Origin of the sequence: Nocardia sp. NPDC051787 (genome assembly GCF_040681325.1) — a bacterium.
In the GTDB taxonomy this organism is placed as follows: Bacteria; Actinomycetota; Actinomycetes; order Mycobacteriales; family Mycobacteriaceae; genus Nocardia.
Map to the genome: position 1 here is coordinate 78,797 of NZ_JBFAYO010000001.1, position 21,186 is coordinate 99,982.

Below are 21,186 nucleotides of genomic sequence, written 5' to 3' on the forward strand. Positions count from 1 at the left end.
ATACATCTACGTATAGTGGGTTCATGCCCAACAAGACGATCTACGTTGCCGATGACGACCTCCCGCTCTTCCAGCGCGCGCAGGAGTTGGTCGGCGGCAACCTCTCGGGGGCGGTGGTCACGGCGCTGCGCCGGTTTATCGAACTCGAGGAGGGGCGCCTGGAGGGCTTCGACGAGATTGTGCTCGAGGTTGGTCGCGACGGTGTCCGGCAGGTTCGTTTCTCCGGCACTCTGCTCGGCGAGTGGCACGACGTCAACGATACGCGGATCGAGCACGTCAAGGTGTATCGCAGCCGCAAGGGCAAATACGTGATGCACGCCCAGTATTCGAACTGGGACGACTACCCGACCGACGCGGGTGCGAAGTGGCTCAAGGACTGGAAGGACCCGAAGAGCTGGCGTCGCCTGCTCGGCGTCGGGCAGCAGGATTGGGGCGAATTCATCTTCGTCGTGGTGGATTCGCCCGACGAGCTGAAGGGCCACCTCCCCGACAAGCTCTATCAGCGGGTGGTCGACCTGGCCGAGGGGCCGAAGATCGAGGATCTGGACATCTAACCGGCGCACCCGGCGCGACAAGCGAATAACCCACCGGCAATCGCCGCACCGGATTCGGTCGCGGTGCGGGTGAAACATGCCCGCATTCGCATGAAGACATATATTTTGAAAGGAAAAGTCATGGTGAACGGCCATCGCGTGCCCGCAGTCTGGGCACGGGGCTTGCGCAAAACGTTCGGCGAGCAAGTGGTGCTCGACGGCATCGATCTCACCGTCGCGGAGGGCACGATCTTCTCCCTGCTCGGCCCGAACGGCGCGGGCAAGACCACCACCGTGCAGATCCTCACCACGCTCATCAACGCCGACGCGGGGGAAATCCAGGTCGGCGGGCACGACGTGGACGCCGAGCGCAAGCAGGTGCGTTCGCAGATCGGGGTGACCGGCCAGTTCTCCGCGGTCGACGAGCTGCTCACCGGCCGGGAGAACCTGCTGCTGATGGGTGATCTGCATCATCTGCCGCGCCGCGAGAACCGCAGGCTGGCCGCGGATCTGCTGGAGCGCTTCGACCTGGTCGACGCGGCCGACAAGACCGCGTCCACCTACTCCGGCGGCATGACCAGACGGCTCGATCTGGCCATGACCCTGGTCGGCGATCCGCGCATCATCTTCCTGGACGAGCCGACCACCGGGCTCGACCCGCGCAGCAGGCGGTCGATGTGGGACATCATTCGGGGGCTGGTCGACGACTACAGCGTCACGGTCTTCCTCACCACCCAGTATCTGGAGGAGGCCGACCAGCTCGCCGACCGCATCGCCGTGCTCGACCGGGGCAAGATCGCCGCCGAAGGCACCGCCGCCGAACTGAAGCGGCTGGTGCCGGGTGGGCATATCCGCCTGGAGTTCGCCGATCGGTCCGCCCTGCTCGCGGCGGCCGACGCGCTCGGGGCCGTCGCACCGACGCCGGATGACGACGATGACGACCTCACTCTCGCGGTGCCGAGCGACGGCGGCGTGAAATCGCTGCGGTCGGTGATCGACCAGCTCGACTACGCGCGGATCGAAGTCGAGGGGCTCTCGGTGCACACACCCAACCTCGACGACGTATTCCTCACCCTCACCGGCCACCCCACCACCGAAAAGGAAATTGTGCGATGAGTGCCACGTCCTACGCGCTCGCCGATTCGGCGACCATGCTGCGCCGCAACCTCGTGCGCGCCAAGCGCTATCCCAGCATGACCTTCGGTGTCATCGTGATGCCGACCGTCCTGCTGCTGGTGTTCAACTTCGTCTTCGGCGGCGCGCTGGAGAAGTCCTCCGGCGGAAACTACATCGACTACCTCGCGCCCGGCATGCTGCTGATGATTCCGGCGTACATGACGGTCTCGGTCGCGGTGTCGGTCGCCACCGACACGACCAGGGGCATCGTGAACCGGTTCCGCACCATGGACATCGCGCAATCGGCGATGCTCACCGGCCATGTGGTCGGCGCGCTGATCCAGGCGCTGGCTGGGATCGCCGCGATGGTCGCGATCGCGGTGCTGATCGGGTTCCGCCCGAACGCGAACCTGCCCGAGTGGATCGCGGCGTTCGCGTTGCTCGCGCTGATCATGGTCGCGCTCACCTGGTTGTCGGTGGCGCTCGGACTGCTGGCTCCGAACCCGGAGAGCGCGAGCAACACGCCCTTCCCGCTGGTGATGCTGCCATTTCTCGGCAGTGGGCTGGTCGCCACCGACACCATGCCCGTCGGGCTGCGGCAGTTCGCCGAATACCAACCGTTCACGCCGTTCACCGAGACCCTGCGCGGCCTGCTGATGGGCACCGAGATCGGCAACAACGGCATCATCGCAATCGCCTGGTGCGTCGGCATCACGGTGGTCGGGTACCTGTGGTCGTCCTCGATCTTCCGGCGTCAGGCGCGCTGATCGGCTTGCCGCACGACGATCCCCCGCGGGCATTTGTCCCGGCGGGGGATCGTTCGATCGATCAGACCGTGCCTGCCAGCAACACCCGGCCAGTGTTTGCGGCGCGGATCTCGACCGAGCGAACCTGGTCGGGCGGGCCGTCGATGGTCCGGTCGATGGTCAGTTCGGTGCCGGGGCCCGCTGGCCACTGGTCGAGTTTCTGCTGCTGTCCCTTGACGCTGGTGACGTACAGGGCCAGCTCCCAGTTGTAGCGCTGCTGCTCGCCCGGCGGGTAGCTGCAGGACATCACGAGCCGCGTCTTATCGCCTGCCGGAAAGAGCTTGAAACTCGCCGAGACCGGCGTCGCCTCCAGCGGATCCATCGGGCGTTCGACGAAAGCCTGCTCGGTGGTGCCCGGTGTGTCCGGCCCGTCAGACTCCGACATCGTGACGGCGATCGGCACCGCGATCGCCACGGCGGCCGCGGCCGCCGCCACCGCCACGCCGACCGACGTCCACCGGCTGCGCCGTTCGGCGGCATCGGCGAGCCGCGGCGGCGGGGGTGGCGCCGTCGGTAGTTGCGGCATCGGCGGCGGTAGCGGCATCGACGGTACCGACTCGGCGGCGGTCGGCTCGATCATCGCGAGCGCAGTCTCGGTCTCGACCATGGCGAGCATGCCGGGCAGACCCGCCAGCTCGCCAACCGCGGCCCGGCATTCGGTGCAGCCGGCGAGGTGGCTTTCGTACTCCAGGCGCTCAGCACGGGTGAGGGAGCCGAGCACGTACGGTGCGTCCCACGTGGTGTAGTCGTCCGTGATATCCATCATTGATTCGTCACCCCCATCTCCTGTAGTGCCAGTCGCAATGCGCGCATGCCGTAGTGCATCCGGGATTTCACCGTGCCCGGCGGGACATCGAGTTCCTCGGCGATCTGGTGGGTGGACAGTCCTCGGTAATAGGCCCGCACGATCACCTCGCGATGGTCGGCGCTGAGCCTGCCGAGTGCGTCGGCGACCAGCCACCCGTCCAGTGCGCGGTCGGACTGGTCCGGGGCGGCCCGTTCGGGCGGGCTGTCGGTGCGGAACTCGCGCCTGCTGCGGGCGCTGCGATGCTCATCCACGGCGAGATTGCGGGCCACGGTGAACAACCACGCGCGCGCCGACGTGGTGGATTGGTCCAAGACGTTCGGGCGTTGCCATGCCCGCAGCAAAGTTTCCTGCACGATGTCCTCTGCTCGCCCTGGATCCCGTACCAAGCCGAGCGTGTACCGCCACAGTGGGGTGGCGTGTTCGCGATAGAGAGCCCGCATCAATTCGGACTGATCGTCGGGCTGATCTGCTTCGTTGCGCACAACTAGATCCCTCTCCGCTTGTATTGCGGGTCCGGTGTTCGGGCGCACCCGAGGAGTCACCCATGCTCTCTCGCCAGATCAGTTGCCGTGTCTCATACCATGTCTCCTTCGGTCCTCTCGAGGAGTACACGTTCTCAGTTGCGTTCGAGTTCAATCGGGTGTGTCGCGAGTAGGGCCAGCGGCAGCGGCTGGCGGCGCAGCACGTGTGCCCACAGGTCCGGGCGGCCGGTGCTGATCGGGTCGGACGGCAAGGCCGACAGCACGATCCAGTCATTGTTCTCCAGCTCGCCTTCCAGTTGGCCGAAGGTCCAGCCCGCGTAGCCGGCGAAGATCCGGATGCCCTCGACGAGCGGGCCGACTCGCTCGGGATCGGCGTCCAGGTCGACCAACACGACGCGGCCGTCGACGCGACGCAGCCCGGGTACGCCTTCGATCTGCGCGCCCACCCGGACGGTGCCCAGGCACAGCGCCGCGTCCCGTTTCACCGGGCCGCCGATGAACAGCGTGCGCGGCGCCGCGACCGCGTCCGTCCAGCGGGGTAGCACGTCGTGCACCGCCGTATCGCTCGGACGGTTGAGCACGACCCCGAGACTGCCCGCCTCGTTGTGCTCGATGATGTAGACGACGGTGCGCCGGAAAGTGGGTTCGACCAGTTCGGTGGCCGACACCAGCAGCGTCCCGGCACGTACCACCTGCTCGCCGGGCCGGAAATCGCGCCGCCTGCGGTCGCCGTGTCCGCCGCGAGTCTTCCGATCATCCGGGTCTTCTGCGCGTGCCACTCCGACATCATCGCAGCTGTTCGCCCACAATGCGCCTTCTGTGGCGCAGTTCTGTCGTCCCGATTTGCGGGCGGCGGCGGCCCGGCGGCAGGACGCCGCGTTGCGGTGCCGGCGCGACATCGTAGAGTCCAAGGTCATGGAACCGCCCGAGGTGCGCCTCGAGAACAGCGACACCGTGTACGACTTCTACCGAGATCATCGCCAGAACCGGCTGAAAGCCTGGGGGGCTTACGCCATTCTCGGCCGCCGCTACCATCCCCGCGTCAGCTACGCAGAAGGGGCGCGCGCCTCGCTCCGCGCGGTGATCGACCAGGGCCGGCCGCTGCTGATCGCGATCAACCACCTATCCGAAAACGATCCCTACACGGTCGCGGCGGCGGCGTGGCGCAGCGGGCTGCGGCCGGTTATCGGGCGGGTGCGCGTGCTGGCGAAGGACGAACTGTTCGTCGAGCCCGACCAGCGGCGCAAGATCGACATGATGGGCGGCATCCCGGTGTTCCGCGGCAAGGATCATGGCATCCGCGCGGTGAACGCGGCCGGTCAACGCATGATGGACATCTGCGCGGAGCGGATGGCTCGCGGCGACGGCATCGCGGTGTTCCCCGAGGGCACCTGCAACGACGTCGATCCGACCCAGGTGCAGCCGGTGGGCAGCGGCATCGGGCACATCGCGTTCCGGGCGATGAAGCTCGGCATCGAGCCCGTGCTGCTGTCCATGGGGCTGAGCTACGGGCCGCGCAAGGACCCGGCGGTGCAGCCGACGAGGGAGGAGGCCAAGTCGGCCAGCTTCTACTTCGGCGCCCCGGTGCTCGACCTACCCGCCCGGCCCGGTGACATCGCCCGATTGGTGCGCAAGGATCTGCAAGCGGCGCTCGACGGCGCCGTGGCGGCCTACTGAGTCCGTTGCTCATGCCTGCGCTTTGCTGACGCTCGGCTCCGGCATGAGCACGTGCTCGGCTGTGTACATGGTTCGCAGTCGCTCACTGCGGCAGGTTGAGCCGGTCGCGCGCCCAGTGCGGCACCATCGCCAGGTATTCCGGGCGGGTCTCGATGAAGTGGTGGACCGTGCGGCACATGGGCAGCGCGCCGAGCTTGTCGTCGCGGGTACTGTTCAGCGCGGTCTCGACCAAGAGCCGCGCGTAGCCCTGGCCCTCGTAGCGCGGATGGATCTCGGTGTGCACGAACGCGCGTTCGGAGGCCGTGTCCTGGTATTCGGCGTAGCCGGCGATCGCACCGTCGACGTAGATCTCGAAACGTTCCAGTGCGGTGTTGTTGCTGACCTCGGTCGACATGGCTCGACGCTACTCCGTGCACCGCTATCGGGGTAAACCACATGCTCGACCGGGCGAAATCCCGCCACCGACTTGTCTGTCCGGGCGGGCCTGCGCAGAATGCTCTTGGTCGGCGCCGGTTCACGCGCGAGCGCGGCAGGCCCGGGAGGTACGGAACATGATGAGGACACTGCGGGTTTCGCGGGTCGCGGCCACCGTCGCCGCCGCGGCTCTGCTCGGCGGATCGATCGTCACCGGCCTCGCGAATGCCGCGCCGGGCGTCGTGTTCGGTGCGTGCCCCGACGGGTCCGTCACCGCTGACCGCGGCGTGCAGTGCGCCGTGGTCAGCGTTCCGATGGACTACGCCGAGCCGAACGGGCCGACGATCGAGGTGACCGTCAGCCGGATCGCGGCGACCGGCACGCGAGAAGGCGTCTTGTTCACCAATCCGGGCGGCCCCGGCGCGGACGCGCTGGACTACTGGGCACGCCGGTCGGAGGCATTCCCCGCCGAACTCGCCGCCCACTATGACCGGATCGCCGTCCAGCCGCGCGGGCTGCGCTGGGCCACGCCGCTGGAATGCGGAGCGGGCGGGAAAACCGCGGAGAGTGAACAGGTCTCCTTGGGCGGCGGCAACCGCGACGCCATCAAGAAGGCCTGCGACGCCGCGCAGCCCGGCTATCTGGACACCATCACCACCGAGAGCACCGCACGTGACCTCGACACCGTGCGTGCCGCGCTCGGGCTGGAACGGATCAGCTACTTCGGCACGTCCTACGGCACCTACCTCGGCGCGGTGTACGCGAGCTTGTTCGGCGATCGGGTGGAGCGGATGATTCTGGACTCCAACGTCAACCCGGATTGGGTGTGGACCGAGGAGTTCGCCCAACAGCAGCTCGCGGGCAAACAGCGCCTCGACGATCTGTTCGCCTGGATCGCCGAACACAATGCCGAGTATCACCTGGGCGACACCGCTCTGCAGGTCTACCGGACCTGGGTACGGCTGGCGGCGGCCCAGGGCGGCGGCTGGTACGCCAACCTGACCCCGCCACCCGCGAGCCTCGCCGACCTGCCCGGCGCACTACCCGAGCCGCTGGCCGAGATCGCCAAGGACGGCTACAACGGCAGTGTCGAGCAGCTGGGCAAACTGCAGAACCTGTTGCGCACCTTGGTGAGCGGTGGTGTCTCCGCGCAGGTGCCGCTGCTCGGCGCGACCACCGTGGCCACCTACACCCGCACGTTCTGGCCGACCTTCGCCCGCGCGATGGCCGACGCCGCCGCCGATCCGGCGAATGTGCAGCGACTGCGGGCCATCGAGGGCGCGACCTCGACCGACCCCACCGGGCGGTTCGTGTTCAGCGCGATCACCTGCAACGAGAACGCCGTGCCCGGCAGGCCGGAACTGCTCGGCTCCGCGGTCGGCACCATCGCCTCCGGCGGCAACGCCATGGATGCCCGCGCCGACCTGATCCGCTCCGGAATGGCCTGTGGTTCCTGGAAACCCGTGACGAAGCCCGTGCCGATCACCGGGGCAGCTCTGCGTACCCCGCCGCTGGTGCTGCAGAGCCGCCACGACGCGCTGACCAAGTACGAAGGCGGCCCGGCCATGGCCGAGGCGCTCGGTGGTGCACTGATCACCGTCGAGGGCGGTGACCACGGAACCTTCGGTCGGGCAAACCCCGCGGTCGACGAGGCCGTGCTCGCCTACTTGCGGACCGGGAAGGTCACTATCACGCAGGCTGACCAAGCTCCCCTGCCCGGAAGCTGAGCGCACCGCGCCGGCGAAGGGTTCGCGTCGTGTGCGCCGAACATGCGGTGGTGCGGCCGATCCGGTCGCGTCCGAGAATGTGGGGATGACGCGTGCATCCACTGCCCCCCGGGTGATCCTCGCTCCGGACAAGTTCAAGGGGTCGCTTTCCGCGCCGCAGGTGGCGGTGGCGCTGGCCGCGGGATTGACGCGGAGCGCGCCGAATGTCGACCTCCGGCTGGTTCCGGTTGCCGATGGTGGTGACGGCACGGTCGAGGCGTTCGTCGCCGCGGGTTGGACGCGCGTGGAGCTGACGGCGCCGGGACCGACCGGGGTGCCACGCCGTGCGGCCTACGCCCGGCACGGGACGCGGGCGGTCGTCGAATTGGCGGCCGTGGTCGGTTTGTCGGCTCTGCCCGAGGGGCGGCTCGATCCGCTCGGCGCGAGCACGTACGGGCTGGGCATTGTCCTGGCGCACGCCATGGACCACGGTGTGACCGACATCGTGCTAGGTCTCGGCGGCAGCGCGTCCACCGACGGAGGCGCGGGCATGCTGCAGGCGCTGGGCGCGCGCATCCTGGACGCCGACGGGCGGGCATTGTCCACGGGTGGAGCGGGTTTGGCGCGCGCCGCCGAATTGGATCGTTCCGCCATGCACCCCCGAATCGTCGCAACGACGTTCACGCTGGCCTGCGACGTCGACAATCCGCTGCTCGGGCCGAACGGTGCGGTCGCGGTATACGCGCCGCAGAAGGGCGCGGGGCCGGCGGAGTTGGAGGAACTCGAATCCGCGCTCGCCACTTGGGCATCCGTCGCGGGACCCGGTTTCGCAGGCCATCCTGGTGCGGGCGCCGCGGGTGGTGCCGGTTTCGGAGCGCTCGCCGTGCTGGGTGCGCGGGTTCGCAGCGGCATCGAAGTCGTGCTCGAACTCCTCGAATTCCGCGACCTGCTCGCCACCGCCACCCTTGTCGTCACCGGCGAAGGCTCGCTCGATCGGCAGAGCTTGCACGGCAAGGCGCCCATCGGTGTCTGTGCGGTGGCTCGCGAGGCGGGTGTCCCGGTGATCGCCGTGGCAGGCCGCACGCTCCTGGAGCCCGGCGAGACGCGGGCCGCGGGCTTCGCGGACTGCTACGCGCTGGCCGACCTGGAACCCGACCCGGCACGCTGTATGACCGACGCGGCGTCGCTGCTCGAACGCGTCGGTGCGCGTATCGCGGCCGACCAGCTGACTTAACTCGCGGACGCCAACAGGTTCGCGCTCAGTTCGTGCCGGTGCCGGTCGCCCCATTCCTCGAGCGGGCGCAGGGCGACGGCGAGTTCCTTACCGAGCGGGGTGAGCGAATATTCGACCCGCGGCGGGACTTCGGGATAGACCTCGCGGTGCACCACGCCGCTGGCTTCGAGCTGGCGCAGATTCTCGGCGAGCACCTTCTCGCTGACCCCGGTGAGGAGCCGGCGGATCTGGCCGAATCGCTGCGGGCCTGCCCCGAGCACCCACATCAGGTGCAATTTCCACTTTCCGCCGACGACATCGATGGCGACCGTCATGCCACACACATCGTGATCCGCGTCACTGCTCATGCCCACCGCGCTCCTCTGACCTGTTTTCGAACCCCGAGGTAAGCAACCGCACCTCTACGTTCGGTCTTCCCGACTCTACCTGCGGGAACGACGATGGATTCCGGCGCCGACAGCAATCCGAACGACAACCGAAGGGACACATCATGTCCGAGCAGACCTCCGCCAGCGCCGTCTCCGTCATCGGGCTCGGCCCGATGGGTCAGGCGATGGTTCGGGCTTTCCTGGACGCCGGCGTGGAAGTGACGGTGTGGAACCGTAGCCCCGAGAAGGTCGACGCCATGGTCGAACTGGGCGCCAAGCGTGCCGCGACCGTCGCAGACGCGCTCGACGCCAACGAGGTCACCGTGCTCAGCCTCACCCACTACGCGGCCATGTACGACGTGCTCGGTCAGTCGACCGATCACCTGAAGGGCAAGGTGATCGCGAACCTGTCCTCCGATTCGCCGGAGAAGGCCCGCAAGGGCGCCGAGTGGGTTCGCTCGCACGGTGCGCAGTTCCTCTCCGGCGGCGTCATGTCGGCCGGGGACAACATCGTGCATCCGGCGTCGTACATCTTCTACAGCGGCCCACGGGAGGTCTTCGACGCCCACGCCGAACTGCTGCGCCCGTTGAGCCCGCAGGAGTACCTCGGCGCGGACGACGGCCTGGCGCAGGTCTTCTACCAGGGTCTGCTGACCATCTTCCATCCCTGGCTGCTCGCCTTCGACCAGGCGACCGCGATGATCGAGCGCACTGGCCACGACATCGCCGCGTTCGTCCCGTTCGCGATCCGTTCGGCCGCCGCCTTCCCCTACTTCATGGAGGAGTTCTCGGTCGCCAACCAGAACGGCGGATGGGCCACCCTGGCCAGTCTGAAGATGATGGACGCGGGCGCCAAGCACGTCATCGACGCGAGCGAGGAGGTCGGCGTCGACGCGACGCTCTCGCACACCGCCCAGTCGTTCTGGCGCAAGGCCGTTGCCGCCAGCGAGCAGGCGGGCACGCCGATCTCCACCTACGCGCTGATGCGCGGCGACGCGTAGTTCTGCCGCCGCCCGGCGCCGGGCGCTTCCTCGCCCACGCCACTCCCGCAATGTCCGGCGCACCGATGTGAGCCGAAAGAGAGAGCAGTGCTCTTGACTCGGCTGCGGGAAACATGGAACACTCCTCACTATAGAGAGCAGTGCTCACACTCAAGGGGTAGGACATGGACTACAGCACCCGCTACATCGGCCCCGCCGGACTGGATCCGTTCTTCAACCGGATCTTCAATCTGCTGCCCAAGCTGGGAATCAGCGTGCTGGGTTCGCGGCTGCTCGCGGTGCGCGGGCGCAAGAGCGGTGAGTGGCGGACCGCGATGGTCAACCTGCTGGTGCGCGAGGACGGCGAGCGATTTCTCGTGGCGCCGCGCGGACACACGCAGTGGGTGCGCAACCTGCGGGTCGCGGGCGGCGGCGAGCTGCGGCTCGGTCGCAAGGTCGAGCCGTTCACCGCGATCGAGGTGCCCGACGCCGACAAGGTGCCGTTGCTGCGGCTCTACCTGCGGAAGTGGGGCTGGGAGGTCGGCAAGTTCTTCGAGGGCGTGACCAAAGACGCCACCGACGCCGAACTCGCCGCCATCGCACCCGGGTTTCCGGTTTTCCGGCTCGCCCAGTGAGAGCTGCCGAAGGCGCTGGTCGGATCAGGACGAGCGCGCCAGGAATTCGATGGCGGCGGCGTAGCCCAGGATCCCCATTCCCGCGACCACGGCGGTGGCGATCGGAGAGATATACGAGTGGTGCCGGAACTCCTCACGCGCGTGCACATTGCTGATGTGCACCTCGACAATGGGGAGTTCCGGAATCACCAGCGCGTCGCGCAGCGCCACCGACGTATGGGTGAGTCCGCCGGGATTGATCACGATGCCCGACGCGGTGCCGCGCGCCTGATGGATGCGATCGATCAGCGCGCCTTCGGAATTGGACTGGAAGGCGACGACCTCCCGGTCGAACTTCGCCGCGGTCCGCTTGCACAGTTCCACGACGTCGTCCAACGTCGCCGACCCGTACACCTCCGGTTGCCGGGTGCCGAGCATGTTCAGATTCGGGCCGTTGAGTACGAGGATCGGGCCCGGCGTCGCGCCGACGGTCTCAGCCATGCACGCAACAGTAGACCCGGTCCGGCATCAGTGATCAGGCCCGGAGGCGGCAGCGGAGCGTGACCATGGAGGGCCCCGCTGATGCCGATAACAAGGGCACAGCTACAGCCCCTGTGGTCCTTCCGAGCGCAGATCGTCGACCTTGCGCATCGCGACGCGCAGTTCCTCCAGCCACGCTTCCGCGTGCTTGCCCGCCAGTTTCACCGTCCAGGCCAGCGCGTCGGCGCGGGAACGGGCCACGCCCGCGTCGACCAGGGTGTCGAGCACCTTGCGTTCCGGCTGACGCAGCCGGGTCATGACGGGAACGGCCAGGTGGGTGAACATGATCCGTTCCCCGTCCACCGATACGCCCCAGGCGACACTGCGCCCGTAGCGGTGCTGCGCTTCGTTCGCGATCTGCATGCGAGCCGGGCGGGTGGACTCCCGGAAGCGGGCCACGGCGCCCTCTTTGGTCGCGCGCGGAACCTCGTCGGTCTGCGCCTCGGCGTCGTCGGTCTGCCGCTTCTCCGGCTGCGGGATCGGCAGCTCACCGATGACGACGATCTCGTCCCGGTCCACCTCGATCACCGGCGGACCGGCGAACCAGTCACTCGGCAATCTTCCGGCGAACCAGTCCGGCACGTCCGCGGGATCCGGCAGGTCGGCCTGCTGCCAGCCGCCCGGTCGCCCGAAACCGCGGCCGCGGTGTGTGTTTCTCATGGGAGGGTCACCTACTTACTGTGGTGCGTTGCTTCATTGATTACAAGATTACTTCGCAATTGAGCGTGGGGGTTCCGCTCTGTGCGAACAGGGCCCGCATGCTTCGATCGGGGCGCGGAAGGGTATTTATTGATTCGAAACGTCCGGTACGGCGGTAACCGCGCGACTTTTCGTGGAGGCCGGTACGGTAGCGGCGCCGGTTTGCCTCCGTGCGGCCGGTCGATGATCATGAAAGGCCCCCCGAGATGCGAGATCCCGGGGCAGAATTGGGATGCTGAGCATGGGTAACGTCCGCGCTACGGAGGCATCGCGGTCTGGTCTTTTTCGGGTACGGTGGTCTTGTTACTGGAGTGACAAGAGTGAAGAGTGGGCGACATGGATGTGTGGGGATCCCGCCGCTTTCGCGTTCGGGGCGCAATGGCACTCATGGCGGTGGCATCGCTCGCGCTCGCGATCGGGTCGTGTGGGATACATGAGAAGCAGAATGAAGCCGAGGCAGTCGTAGAGCGCTTCACGGATCTGCTCGACGATCAGGACTACGCCACGGCGGCGGACCTGACGTCATACCCCACTGCGGCATCGGCAACGTTGAAGCAAATGTTCGAGGGACTCCAGCCCGGCAAGGTCGACTACCGCAAGACCCAATTCATCGGTCTGGACGCGCAGTCGGGGATCTTCAGCATGGACGTCGAGTGGAGCTTCGGCGAGAAGAAGACCTGGCACTACAGCCTGCAGGGCAATGTCCGCAAGCTGGCCATCGGCTGGCGGATCTCCTGGGAGCCCGCGGTCGTCATGCCGCAGCTGGCGCACAACCGGACGGTCCGGTTGGTGCGGACTCTGCCGTCGCCCGCCCCTCGGGTCAACGACATGGCCGGTCAGCCGCTGATGACCGAGCAGATCATCAACGTCATCAAGCTCGACCCCGCGAAGATGTCCGACCCGGTGGCCTCGACCGATGCGCTGGCCAAGGCCATCGAGCCGGTCGCGCCGCTGATCACCGGGCCGTCGCTGATGCAGCAACTGGCCACCTCACAGGGCAAACCGATCATCGCGGTCAACCTGCGCGAGGGTGATTTCGCCATTCTGGAACCGCGGATGGGGCCGATACCCGGCGTGGTCATGGAGAAGCAGCCGCGGTTGATCTCCGCCGACCGCAGGGTCTGGTCGCCGATGCTGGACGCGTTGCGCAAGGTGCAGCAGGAAAGCCAGGAGGAGCACTCCGGCTGGGGTGTCCAGTTGTTCGAGCGGGACGGCCGGTTCATCACCCAGCTCGCCGGCCAGCAGGGCCCGCCGGGGCCGGATATCGCCGGCACCATGGACCAGCGTTTGCAGCGTGCCGCCGAGGACGCGGTGGTCAGCGTGGGCACGCCCGCCTCGATCGTGGCGATCCAGCCGTCCAGCGGGGCGGTGGTCGCGGTCGCGCAGAACAGCTACGCCAGCGAGCACGGCCCTGTGGCGTTCACCGGGTTGTATCCGGTGGGCGGCGCCATGGACCTGTTCCGCACGGTCGCGGCGGTGGCCAAAGGCAAGGCGCCGCACGAGGTCTCGGTGCAGGACGCGGCCGAGGCGGCCACCGCCCTCGGGGTCGGCATCGATTTCAAGGTGCCCGGCCTGGACGAGGTGACCGGTCGGCTGGCCGTGGCGGGACGCAGCGCCGAGCAAGTCGTCCAGGGTGCCGGTTCGGATGCGGTGCTGGCGAGTCCGTTCGGCATGGCGATCGCCGCGGCCACGATCGCGCGCGGCTCGGTGCCGCCGCCGATGATCGAGGTCGCTCGGCCGAGCACCACCGACGCCCAGCTCGCGCCGCTGTCGCCGGAGACCATCGATCGGTTGCGCGGCCTGTTACGCGACGCCACGAACGCGCCGGAGCTGGCCAGTGTGCGCCGCTACCGGGACGTCAACGCGTTCGCCGCGATCGCGGGGCGGGACGGATGGTTGATCGGGGGCATGGGCGATCTGGTCTTCGCCGTGCACATCAAGGACGTGGACAGCAGGGACGCGACCGCGCGAATGGCGGCCAGGATGCTACAGGCGCTGGCGACCCCGGAACCGTGATCGGCTCATGGCCCCGAACGCGGCACGCCACCCGAGCAGGAACAGCGCGAGCACGGTGCCGGCGACCAGCACGAAGCTGACCGCCGTGCCCTGACCGCTGACCACGCGCAGCAGCATGCCGCCGGCCAGGGTGCTGATCCAGACCACGATTCCGGCGGGCCACAGGGCCGTACCGTCGAATCCCGGCTCGTCGGCCCTGCGCCACCATCGGCCGGACGCGACGATGAGCCAGCCCGCGGCCAGCCCGGTGGCGAACGGCCAGAAGGTGCGCAGCAGCCCGGCGAGGACGGCTTCGTCGTGGCTGCGCCTGCCGATCGCGCAGAAGACGATGACCAGCAGCGCATCCGTGACCAGCGGCAGCAGTTTCCTCACGCGGGCAAGCGTAGTGGGGCCGCCCGCTGCCCACTCACAGCCGCCGCTGCTCGAATTCCTTCTCGAACTCCGCGTCCTCGGCCTGGCGTGTCCGGAACAGGAACAGGAACACGATCCAGCCGACGATGGCGACCAGGATGAAGCTCACCATCCGGTAGACGAACGCCGCGGCGACCGCCTGCGCGGCGGGCAGGCCCGCGGCGGCGGTGAGACCGTAGATCAGCGTCGCGTCGACGTAGACGATGCCACCGGGTGCGAACGGGATGGACCCGACCGCTTTGCCGACGGCGAAGGCGAGCAGCAGGCCCGCGATCCGCGGATCGGCGCCGACCGCGTAACAGGCCGCGCCGAGGCAGGCCACGTCGGCGAACCGATGGACCAGCGCCCACACCGCCACCAGGACGCCGTCGCGCTTACCGAGATCCACCGACTCCAGCTGGTCGAGCATGTCGGCGATCTTGTTGGCACCCTGGTCCCGCGGGCGCTTGCGCAGCCGGTTGACCAGCGCGAGCTGCCTGCGCAGCAGCGCTTCGAGCGAACCGGGATTGCGCGAGACGTAATTGCCCACCCACACCAGCGCGACCACGGCGGCCAGCGAGAGGATCAGCTTCAGCGGGCCGACGTTCCCGCCCGCGAGCAGCGTGCCGCCGACGCCGAGCAGCGCCAGTCCCACCGCGGCGACCACACCGGAGAACACCAGCTGCCAGGAGGCGACGATCGGACTCGCGCCCCAGCGCCTGGTCTGCCGATAGGTGAAGGCCGTGGAGAACACCTGACCCGCGGGCAGGGTGACCGACATCGCGGTCGCGCCGTAGACAACCGCGACCGACTTCCGCTGACTCACCGCCACCCCGCCCGCGTTGAGCAGCTGTTTCTGCACTCTGGCGAAACCGCTCATGGATACCGCCTGCAGCCAGATCGCGACCGCGAGCCAGCCCCAGTGGATTTCGGTGAGCTTGCGCCAGGATTCGTGCAGCCGGGGCCAGAGATATACCCCCTCGGCGATCAGCAAGGCCAGCAGGGCGGCTCCGAGCACCCATTTCAGCCACCGGAATCTGCCACGGCGGGAACCCGCCGTGGGCGGCGGCGCAGGTTCTCCTGCCAGTTCCCCGTTGGCCGTCACGCGGTCAGCCTAACGAACGCGCCGTTTCGACATCGGTACCCTCGGGCGCGTCGTCCCTTTCCCGTGGCCAGGCCAGCAGCGTTTTCCTGCGTCTGCCGCGCAGCTGTACCTCGTCGCCGGTTTCCCACTGCTCCTGCTCGCTTTCCTCGGCGAAATACAGCGCGCTGCCCGACGCCAGTGTCCGGCCGGGCCGTTCTTTGGCCAGTTCGGTCAGCCGGGAAGCCTCGTTGACCGGATCTCCGATCACTGTGTATTCGAAACGGTTCGCGGCACCGATATTCCCCGCGACGGCCAGACCCGCCGAAACGCCGATTCCGATGTCGAGGCCGGGGACTTCCCGCAGGGTTTCGCGCAGCTCCCGCGCGGCGGCGAGCGCGGCGGTCGGCGCGTCCGGGCGGTCCAGCGGCGCGCCGAAGATGGCCAGCGCCGCGTCGCCGACGAATTTGTTCACGAAACCGTGGTGGCGGTCGATCACGTCGACCACGATGCGGAAGAACTCGTTGAGCAGGCTCACCACCTCGGTGGGCGGGCGCTCGGCCGCGGTCGCCGTCGAGCCGACCATGTCGACGAACAGCACCGCGACGAAGCGTGTCTCGCCGCCGAGCTCGGTGCCGTAGTCCAGCGCCCGTTGGGCCACGTCCTCGCCGACGTGCTGGCCGAACAGCTCTTGCAGCTCGCGGCGCTTGGCGGCCTCCTCCATCATCCGGTTGAAGCCGACCTGCAGCAGCCCTATGACGCTGCCGTCGAAGACCTCGACCTGAACGTCGCGCGCGCCGGCTTGCACCCGGTCGATCGCTTGACTGAGCTGGCGCACGGGGTCGGAGATGCTGGAACCGGTGAGCATGGACAGCGCGAGGGCCTGCATGATCACCACGCCGCACAGCAGCAGGATGGACAGCGCCAGCGATTGGGCGGAGAACTTCACATCCGAGGAGATCTGGGTGACGCACAGCAGCACGATGGCGATGGTGGGGGCGAAGGTGCCCAGTCCCCAGGTCATCGCCATCCTGGTGCCGACGCCAGGGGTCAGGGTGTGGTCGAAGGTCCCCTCGGTCAGCGCCTGGGCCGCGACCGGCCGCAGGATGCGTTCGCCCAGCATGTAGGTGAAGCCGAAGACGAAGGTCGCGGCCATGCATTCGGTGACCACGACCGCGCCCGCCAGCTCGGGGGTGTCCCTGATGATCAGGGCGGCGAGGACCGCTCCGCCGATGAACCACAGCGCGAGATGCAGGATCGCCTGACGCAGCGGGGCGTGCAGCGCGGCCATCTGCTCTTGCCGGCTCGGCGGTCCGCCGCGCATCTGCCAGCGCATCACCGGTCGCAGCATCAGGGCGGAGGCGGCCATGCTGAGCAGGCCGCCGCTCAGGAAGACCAGGGCCGGGATCAGCAGGCCGGTGCGCCTGACACCGGAGGGCTCACCCTCCGGGACGGGCAGCCCGTACTGGATGAAAGCCCATACCAGAACCGCGCCGAAAGCGTTCGCCAGCAGCATCGATGTCAGGTACAGCGGCCAGCGCGTTCGCATGGTCTGTTTGACCGCTTCCAAGGGCGCCGACACGAGGACCAATCTAGCGTTTCGACAAGCTGGCATGTCCGGGCGCCATGCTGCGCGGGCTGAAGACGGACCACGTCCGACCGCGCCGATTAGGCTCACGGAGGTGACCGAGCCGAAGTCGAGTCCAGAGCGGAAAATCAGCATGTCGCGGCCTGCGGCGGAGATGGTGCACCCGGTCGTGCGCGTCGCCGCGGAGTGGGGCTGGCGGCTGCTGGTGCTGTTCGCGCTGGCGATCGCGGTCACGGCGATCGTGCAGAAATTGGCCACGGTGGTCATTCCGCTCGCCATCGCGCTGCTCGCGGCGGCGCTGCTCGCACCGCTGGTGGACTGGATGCAGCGCCGGGGGATACCGCGCGCGGTGGGCGTCTTCGTCGCGCTGGTCGGGTCGCTCGGTGTGGTCGCGGGCATCATGACGTTCGTCGTCGAGCAGTTCGTCGCCGGTGTGCCGCAGCTGTCCGCCAAGTTCACCGACAGCATCCATCAGATCCAGGACTGGCTGATCAATGGGCGGCTGCACCTGAGCAACGAGCAGATCCGCAACGCGGGCGACGCCATCGTCAAGGCCATCCAGTCCAATCAGGCCAGCCTGACCAGCGGGGCGCTCACCACCGCGACCGTCATCGGCGAGTTGCTCACCGGCGCTTTCCTGACCATGTTCATCCTGATCTTCTTCCTCTATGGCGGGGATCAGATCTGGGAGTTCGTCACCAGGATCGTGCCGACCGAGCACCGCGAGCGGGTGCGCACCGCCGGCCAACTCGGGTTCGGCACGCTGGTCGGGTTCGTTCGCGCGACCGTGGTGGTCGCCGCGGTGGACGCCATCGGCATCGGCGCCGGATTGGCGATCCTGGGCGTGCCGCTGGCGCTTCCGCTGGCCTCGCTGGTGTTCATCGGCGCGTTCATCCCGATCATCGGCGCGTTTCTCGCCGGATTTATCGCGGTGTTCATCGCGCTGGTGACCAAGGGGCTCGTCACCGCCCTGATCGTGCTCGGCATCATCATCGCGGTGATGCAGCTCGAGGGCCATGTGCTGCAACCGCTGCTGCTCGGCCGGGCGGTCAGCATCCATCCCCTCGCCGTGGTGCTGGCCATCACCGCCGGTGTGGTGGTCGGCGGCATAGCCGGGGGTCTGCTCGCGGTGCCGTTCGTCGCGGTGATGAACACCGCGATCCGGTCGCTGCTGGAAGGTCCCGAGGAGCTGTTCGAGGAATTGCAGACCGGCGAGGACCATCGCAGGTTGTATGCGGCCGAACCGGACCGACCCGATCCCGGCCGGTTCGACGTGGTGGCGACACTGGTCGAGGCGGCGCACCGGCAGGCGGCGGAGCGGAAAGCCGCGGGACACGAAGGGGGGAAAACGGCTGAGCAGGAAACGGCGGGGCCGCCAGGCGCGGAGCGGAAAGCCGCGCGGCAGCGGGCGGAATCCGGCGAGGGCGCGGAATCCGATGGCGGCGTGGCGAACACCTGAGTTGCGCTCGGCTGACGTGGCGACCACGCCGCTGTGGCGGGCCGCCCAAGCGCTGCGGCTGGTCACGCTGCTGTACGCGGTCGGTCAGCAGATCGCCTCCGTGCCGTACTACTCCAACCAGCGGTTGAGCTGGGTGCTCATCGCGTTGATGGCCGTGTGGTCGGGGGCTTCGGCGATCATGTTGTCGCAGTGGCAGTTTCCGGGCGTCGCCAGGTTGCGCACCTGGGTGGTGATCGGCGATCACGTGGTCGTGATCGGGCTGATGGCCGCCACCAGGCTGGTCGCCGACTACGGCTGGTACCACGGACACCAGACGCTGCCGACCACGCTGTGGGCCACCAACGCCGTGATCGGCGCGGCGATCCTGCGCGGACCGATCGCGGGCGTGCTGTCCGGCGCGCTGATCGCCGCGGTGTCGCTGACCGTGCGCGACCAGTGGGGCCAGGACGTGTGGACGGATGCGACCGTGCCGGTGCTCGTCTCGGTGGGCCTCGCCTTGGGGCTGGCCGCCAACACCGCGCGCCGCGCGCAAGATCAACTCGAGCGCGCGGTGCGTCTGACTGCGGCCGCCGAAGAGCGCGAACGCCTTTCCCGCGAGGTGCACGACGGCGTGTTGCAGGTACTCAGCTACATCAAGCGCCGTGGCAGCGCGATCGGCGGTCCCGCGGAGGAACTGGCGCGGCGCGCCGGTGAGCAAGAGGTGGCCCTGCGGGTGCTGATTTCCGAGCAGGCCGATCACCGAGACGAAGGCGGGATCGAGGTGGACCTGCGTCCGCTGCTGACCGCGCAGTCCACGCCGAAGGTGTCGGTGTCGACGCCGGGCGATTCGGTGCGGGTCGGGCGCTGGGTGGCGAACGAGATAGCGGCCGCCGTGGCCACGGCGCTGTCCAATGTGCAGCTGCATGCCGGACCGGATGCGAAAGCGTATGTGCTGCTGGAGGACACCGGCGACGAAGTGGTGGTCAGTGTGCGCGACGATGGTGTCGGCATCCCGCCGGGCCGGTTGGCCGAGGCGGAAGCCGAAGGGCGGATGGGGGTGTCGCGGTCGATCGTCGGGCGGATCGCGGCGCTCGGCGGCAGCGCGGACCTGCTCACCGAGATCGATGGCGGCGTCGGGTTCGGCACCGAGTGGGAATTCCGGGTGCCGAGATGAGTGAGCGCCGGCGAGGCGCAGCCAATGAGCGAAGATGGGAGGCGCGGATGACGGACCGGGCGGCCGAGACCATTTCGGTGATGGTGGTGGACGATCACCCGTTGTGGCGGGACGGCGTCTCCCGCGATCTCACCGAGGCCGGATTCCAGGTGACTGCCACGGCCGACGGCGTCGGCGCGGCGACCAGGCGGGCAGCGGCGGTGCGGCCGGACGTGGCGCTGATGGACATGCAGTTCCCCGACGGCAACGGGGCGCAGGCCACCGCCGAGGTGCTGCGCGTTTCCCCGCGGACCCGGGTGCTGGTGCTCTCGGCATCGGCCGAGCGCGACGACGTCCTGGACGCGATCAAGGCCGGGGCCTCGGGATATCTGGTGAAGAGCGCGTCGGCGGCGGAGCTGATCGACGCCGTTCGCGCCACCGCCGCCGGTCAGGCGGTCTTCACGCCCGGCCTGGCGGGGCTCGTGCTCGGCGAGTACCGGCGGATGGCGACCGCGCCCGCGGAGCCCGACGAGCCGCATCGCCCGGCCCTCACCGAGCGGGAGACCGAGGTGCTGCGGATGGTGGCGAAAGGACTGTCCGCCAAGCAGATCGCGGCGCGGCTGGGCCTTAGCCATCGTACGGTGGAGAACCACGTGCAGGCGACGCTGCGCAAACTGCAACTGGCGAACCGGGTCGAACTGACCCGCTATGTCATCGAACAGGGCCTCGAGTAGTCCGGAAATGGCGGCGGGCGGAGGCCGGGAATCGGGGATCGCCCTGATGCGGTCGTGGCCGCGCGCTCGGTAACCTCGATTGCATGGTCGGCCCCGAATCGGTATCCAGTGCGGTCGGCTCCGGTGGCGGCAACCCCGCGGCGTCCACGGTGGGTGACCGGGAACTGCGGGTGTCGGACGCGGAGCGCGAACACGTCGGACAGCTCTTGCAGCGCGCGGTCGGCTTGGGCATGCTCTCGCTCGGTGAGTTCACCGAGCGGATGGACACCGCGCTGGCCGCGAAGACGCGCGGAGAGCTGAACGCCGTGCTCATCGACCTGCCCGGAGTACGCCTGATCGGCCAGCCCGCCGCCCCGCCGTCCACCTTCGTGAACTCCTCGCCACCCTTCGCCAAGCCGGCCTCTCCGGTTCCCGGCTCGAATACGGCGGGCAATGTGATCCGCGCGCGTATGTCCGCGGTCAATCGCCGCGGCCCCTGGCAGGTGGCGCCCAGGCTGTATCTGAACAACTGGATGTCCGGGGTGACCCTGGACTTCACCGAGGCGATCATGTCGACCCAGGTGGTCGAGGTCCGCATCGACGACTACTGCGGTTCGGTCACCCTGATCGTGCCCGCCGAGGCCACCGTCGACCTGAACGCCCTGGAACTGATCGGTTCGAGCGTGAACAACAAGGTCCGCACCGGACCGCCGCTCGGCCCGCTGCACCTGGTGGTGCACGGCCGGATGCGGCTGGGATCGGTGACCGCCAAGCATCCGTTGCTGGCGCACTGGCGCCGATTGATGGGGCGCTGAGCCCGACGCGAAAGC

General features: G+C 68.4%; 22 protein-coding genes and 1 pseudogene. 13 read left to right on the top strand and 10 right to left on the bottom strand.

What is annotated here, in order from left to right; genetic code table 11:
* Nucleotides 1-23 precede the first annotated feature (23 nt).
* The 3 genes from AB0M45_RS00385 to AB0M45_RS00395 all read left to right on the top strand — a co-directional run bounded on the left by AB0M45_RS00385 (nucleotide 24) and on the right by AB0M45_RS00395 (nucleotide 2,416).
* The gene (locus tag AB0M45_RS00385) at nucleotides 24-554 is read left to right on the top strand and encodes an EXLDI protein (RefSeq protein ID WP_364320858.1); all 531 of its coding nucleotides are present in this window, start codon (nucleotides 24-26) and stop codon (nucleotides 552-554) included.
* A gap of 120 nt (nucleotides 555-674) precedes the next feature.
* Nucleotides 675-1,649: an ATP-binding cassette domain-containing protein gene (locus tag AB0M45_RS00390; RefSeq protein WP_364320861.1), complete on the top strand. Its 975-nt coding sequence runs from the start codon at nucleotides 675-677 to the stop codon at nucleotides 1,647-1,649.
* Nucleotides 1,646-2,416: an ABC transporter permease gene (locus AB0M45_RS00395; RefSeq protein WP_364320864.1), complete on the top strand. Its 771-nt coding sequence runs from the start codon at nucleotides 1,646-1,648 to the stop codon at nucleotides 2,414-2,416. Before AB0M45_RS00390 ends, AB0M45_RS00395 begins: the two co-directional genes overlap by 4 nt.
* Before the next feature lie 61 nt (nucleotides 2,417-2,477).
* Here AB0M45_RS00395 and AB0M45_RS00400 read toward each other — a convergent pair whose 3' ends face one another.
* The 3 genes from AB0M45_RS00400 to AB0M45_RS00410 all read right to left on the bottom strand — a co-directional run bounded on the left by AB0M45_RS00400 (nucleotide 2,478) and on the right by AB0M45_RS00410 (nucleotide 4,524).
* Nucleotides 2,478-3,221 (bottom strand): zf-HC2 domain-containing protein, encoded by a 744-nt coding sequence (locus AB0M45_RS00400; protein WP_364320867.1) that lies wholly within the window; start codon nucleotides 3,219-3,221, stop codon nucleotides 2,478-2,480.
* Nucleotides 3,218-3,703 carry a sigma-70 family RNA polymerase sigma factor gene (locus AB0M45_RS00405; protein WP_364321730.1) on the bottom strand — a complete coding sequence of 162 codons (486 nt, stop codon included), beginning with the start codon at nucleotides 3,701-3,703 and terminating at the stop codon, nucleotides 3,218-3,220. Before AB0M45_RS00405 ends, AB0M45_RS00400 begins: the two co-directional genes overlap by 4 nt.
* A gap of 176 nt (nucleotides 3,704-3,879) precedes the next feature.
* Nucleotides 3,880-4,524 (bottom strand): YqgE/AlgH family protein, encoded by a 645-nt coding sequence (locus AB0M45_RS00410; protein WP_364320870.1) that lies wholly within the window; start codon nucleotides 4,522-4,524, stop codon nucleotides 3,880-3,882.
* 136 nt (nucleotides 4,525-4,660) lie between these two features.
* Here AB0M45_RS00410 and AB0M45_RS00415 point away from each other — a divergent pair, with 136 nt between their 5' ends.
* Nucleotides 4,661-5,422 carry a 1-acyl-sn-glycerol-3-phosphate acyltransferase gene (locus AB0M45_RS00415; RefSeq protein WP_364321733.1) on the top strand — a complete coding sequence of 254 codons (762 nt, stop codon included), beginning with the start codon at nucleotides 4,661-4,663 and terminating at the stop codon, nucleotides 5,420-5,422.
* 82 nt (nucleotides 5,423-5,504) lie between these two features.
* Here the strand turns inward: AB0M45_RS00415 and AB0M45_RS00420 are convergent, their stop codons facing one another.
* Complete coding sequence (locus AB0M45_RS00420; RefSeq protein WP_364320873.1) at nucleotides 5,505-5,816, bottom strand: GNAT family N-acetyltransferase; 312 nt, start codon at nucleotides 5,814-5,816, stop codon at nucleotides 5,505-5,507.
* A gap of 157 nt (nucleotides 5,817-5,973) precedes the next feature.
* Between AB0M45_RS00420 and AB0M45_RS00425 the strand changes: the two genes are divergently transcribed.
* Nucleotides 5,974-7,563 carry an alpha/beta hydrolase gene (locus AB0M45_RS00425; protein WP_364320876.1) on the top strand — a complete coding sequence of 530 codons (1,590 nt, stop codon included), beginning with the start codon at nucleotides 5,974-5,976 and terminating at the stop codon, nucleotides 7,561-7,563.
* 85 nt (nucleotides 7,564-7,648) lie between these two features.
* On the top strand, nucleotides 7,649-8,776 hold the full coding sequence (locus tag AB0M45_RS00430; protein WP_364320879.1) for a glycerate kinase: 1,128 nt from the start codon (nucleotides 7,649-7,651) through the stop codon (nucleotides 8,774-8,776).
* On the opposite strand, the gene AB0M45_RS00435 is transcribed toward AB0M45_RS00430, so the two are convergent.
* Nucleotides 8,773-9,129: a helix-turn-helix domain-containing protein gene (locus AB0M45_RS00435; protein WP_364320882.1), complete on the bottom strand. Its 357-nt coding sequence runs from the start codon at nucleotides 9,127-9,129 to the stop codon at nucleotides 8,773-8,775. The genes AB0M45_RS00430 and AB0M45_RS00435 overlap by 4 nt on opposite strands.
* 80 nt (nucleotides 9,130-9,209) lie before the next feature.
* Between AB0M45_RS00435 and AB0M45_RS00440 the strand changes: the two are divergent.
* Nucleotides 9,210-10,145: pseudogene (locus tag AB0M45_RS00440) on the top strand (NAD(P)-binding domain-containing protein); the annotation flags it as partial.
* 164 nt (nucleotides 10,146-10,309) lie between these two features.
* Complete coding sequence (locus AB0M45_RS00445) at nucleotides 10,310-10,759, top strand: nitroreductase/quinone reductase family protein (protein ID WP_364320885.1); 450 nt, start codon at nucleotides 10,310-10,312, stop codon at nucleotides 10,757-10,759.
* 24 nt (nucleotides 10,760-10,783) lie between these two features.
* Here the strand turns inward: AB0M45_RS00445 and aroQ are convergent, their stop codons facing one another.
* Together aroQ and AB0M45_RS00455 are read right to left on the bottom strand one after the other, a co-directional pair.
* The gene (gene aroQ / locus AB0M45_RS00450; RefSeq protein ID WP_364320888.1) at nucleotides 10,784-11,239 is read right to left on the bottom strand and encodes a type II 3-dehydroquinate dehydratase; all 456 of its coding nucleotides are present in this window, start codon (nucleotides 11,237-11,239) and stop codon (nucleotides 10,784-10,786) included.
* Between the two features lie 102 nt (nucleotides 11,240-11,341).
* Nucleotides 11,342-11,938 carry a hypothetical protein gene (locus AB0M45_RS00455; protein ID WP_364320891.1) on the bottom strand — a complete coding sequence of 199 codons (597 nt, stop codon included), beginning with the start codon at nucleotides 11,936-11,938 and terminating at the stop codon, nucleotides 11,342-11,344.
* A 426-nt stretch (nucleotides 11,939-12,364) separates the two neighbouring features.
* Here AB0M45_RS00455 and AB0M45_RS00460 point away from each other — a divergent pair, with 426 nt between their 5' ends.
* Entirely contained in the window at nucleotides 12,365-13,993 is a 1,629-nt protein-coding gene (locus AB0M45_RS00460; RefSeq protein ID WP_364320894.1) for an NTF2-like N-terminal transpeptidase domain-containing protein, read from the top strand.
* Here AB0M45_RS00460 and AB0M45_RS00465 read toward each other — a convergent pair.
* From AB0M45_RS00465 to AB0M45_RS00475, 3 genes are read right to left on the bottom strand one after another with little or no spacing between them, the layout of a single operon-like run.
* Nucleotides 13,964-14,365 (bottom strand): DUF3054 domain-containing protein, encoded by a 402-nt coding sequence (locus AB0M45_RS00465; protein ID WP_364320897.1) that lies wholly within the window; start codon nucleotides 14,363-14,365, stop codon nucleotides 13,964-13,966. The two genes, AB0M45_RS00460 and AB0M45_RS00465, sit on opposite strands and share 30 nt — an antisense overlap.
* A gap of 34 nt (nucleotides 14,366-14,399) precedes the next feature.
* Nucleotides 14,400-15,488: a YbhN family protein gene (locus AB0M45_RS00470; RefSeq protein ID WP_364320900.1), complete on the bottom strand. Its 1,089-nt coding sequence runs from the start codon at nucleotides 15,486-15,488 to the stop codon at nucleotides 14,400-14,402.
* 4 nt (nucleotides 15,489-15,492) lie between these two features.
* Nucleotides 15,493-17,013, bottom strand: a complete 1,521-nt coding sequence (locus AB0M45_RS00475) for an adenylate/guanylate cyclase domain-containing protein (RefSeq protein ID WP_364321735.1) — start codon at nucleotides 17,011-17,013, stop codon at nucleotides 15,493-15,495.
* A 172-nt stretch (nucleotides 17,014-17,185) separates the two neighbouring features.
* On the opposite strand from AB0M45_RS00475, the gene AB0M45_RS00480 reads away from it, so the two are divergent.
* From AB0M45_RS00480 to AB0M45_RS00495, 4 genes are all read left to right on the top strand, one after another.
* On the top strand, nucleotides 17,186-18,511 hold the full coding sequence (locus AB0M45_RS00480) for an AI-2E family transporter (protein WP_364320903.1): 1,326 nt from the start codon (nucleotides 17,186-17,188) through the stop codon (nucleotides 18,509-18,511).
* On the top strand, nucleotides 18,489-19,664 hold the full coding sequence (locus AB0M45_RS00485) for a DUF5931 domain-containing protein (RefSeq protein ID WP_364320906.1): 1,176 nt from the start codon (nucleotides 18,489-18,491) through the stop codon (nucleotides 19,662-19,664). Before AB0M45_RS00480 ends, AB0M45_RS00485 begins: the two co-directional genes overlap by 23 nt.
* 47 nt (nucleotides 19,665-19,711) lie before the next feature.
* The gene (locus AB0M45_RS00490; RefSeq protein WP_364320909.1) at nucleotides 19,712-20,377 is read left to right on the top strand and encodes a response regulator transcription factor; all 666 of its coding nucleotides are present in this window, start codon (nucleotides 19,712-19,714) and stop codon (nucleotides 20,375-20,377) included.
* 149 nt (nucleotides 20,378-20,526) lie between these two features.
* On the top strand, nucleotides 20,527-21,171 hold the full coding sequence (locus AB0M45_RS00495) for a DUF1707 domain-containing protein (protein ID WP_364321738.1): 645 nt from the start codon (nucleotides 20,527-20,529) through the stop codon (nucleotides 21,169-21,171).
* Nucleotides 21,172-21,186: the final 15 nt, after the last annotated feature.

Excerpts from the sequence above, each read along its gene's own strand:
- AB0M45_RS00460 (WP_364320894.1), top strand. The coding sequence starts at position 12,365 with ATGGCGGTGGCATCGCTCGCGCTCGCGATCGGGTCGTGTGGGATACAT.
- AB0M45_RS00425 (WP_364320876.1), top strand. The coding sequence starts at position 5,974 with ATGATGAGGACACTGCGGGTTTCGCGGGTCGCGGCCACCGTCGCCGCC.
- AB0M45_RS00430 (WP_364320879.1), top strand. The coding sequence starts at position 7,649 with ATGACGCGTGCATCCACTGCCCCCCGGGTGATCCTCGCTCCGGACAAG.
- AB0M45_RS00445 (WP_364320885.1), top strand. The coding sequence starts at position 10,310 with ATGGACTACAGCACCCGCTACATCGGCCCCGCCGGACTGGATCCGTTC.
- AB0M45_RS00400 (WP_364320867.1), bottom strand. The coding sequence starts at position 3,221 with ATGATGGATATCACGGACGACTACACCACGTGGGACGCACCGTACGTG.
- AB0M45_RS00415 (WP_364321733.1), top strand. The coding sequence starts at position 4,661 with ATGGAACCGCCCGAGGTGCGCCTCGAGAACAGCGACACCGTGTACGAC.
- aroQ (WP_364320888.1), bottom strand. The coding sequence starts at position 11,239 with ATGGCTGAGACCGTCGGCGCGACGCCGGGCCCGATCCTCGTACTCAAC.
- AB0M45_RS00385 (WP_364320858.1), top strand. The coding sequence starts at position 24 with ATGCCCAACAAGACGATCTACGTTGCCGATGACGACCTCCCGCTCTTC.
- AB0M45_RS00405 (WP_364321730.1), bottom strand. The coding sequence starts at position 3,703 with ATGCGGGCTCTCTATCGCGAACACGCCACCCCACTGTGGCGGTACACG.
- AB0M45_RS00475 (WP_364321735.1), bottom strand. The coding sequence starts at position 17,013 with ATGCGAACGCGCTGGCCGCTGTACCTGACATCGATGCTGCTGGCGAAC.
- AB0M45_RS00490 (WP_364320909.1), top strand. The coding sequence starts at position 19,712 with ATGACGGACCGGGCGGCCGAGACCATTTCGGTGATGGTGGTGGACGAT.
- AB0M45_RS00455 (WP_364320891.1), bottom strand. The coding sequence starts at position 11,938 with ATGAGAAACACACACCGCGGCCGCGGTTTCGGGCGACCGGGCGGCTGG.
- AB0M45_RS00420 (WP_364320873.1), bottom strand. The coding sequence starts at position 5,816 with ATGTCGACCGAGGTCAGCAACAACACCGCACTGGAACGTTTCGAGATC.
- AB0M45_RS00480 (WP_364320903.1), top strand. The coding sequence starts at position 17,186 with ATGTCGCGGCCTGCGGCGGAGATGGTGCACCCGGTCGTGCGCGTCGCC.
- AB0M45_RS00395 (WP_364320864.1), top strand. The coding sequence starts at position 1,646 with ATGAGTGCCACGTCCTACGCGCTCGCCGATTCGGCGACCATGCTGCGC.
- AB0M45_RS00390 (WP_364320861.1), top strand. The coding sequence starts at position 675 with ATGGTGAACGGCCATCGCGTGCCCGCAGTCTGGGCACGGGGCTTGCGC.
- AB0M45_RS00485 (WP_364320906.1), top strand. The coding sequence starts at position 18,489 with ATGGCGGCGTGGCGAACACCTGAGTTGCGCTCGGCTGACGTGGCGACC.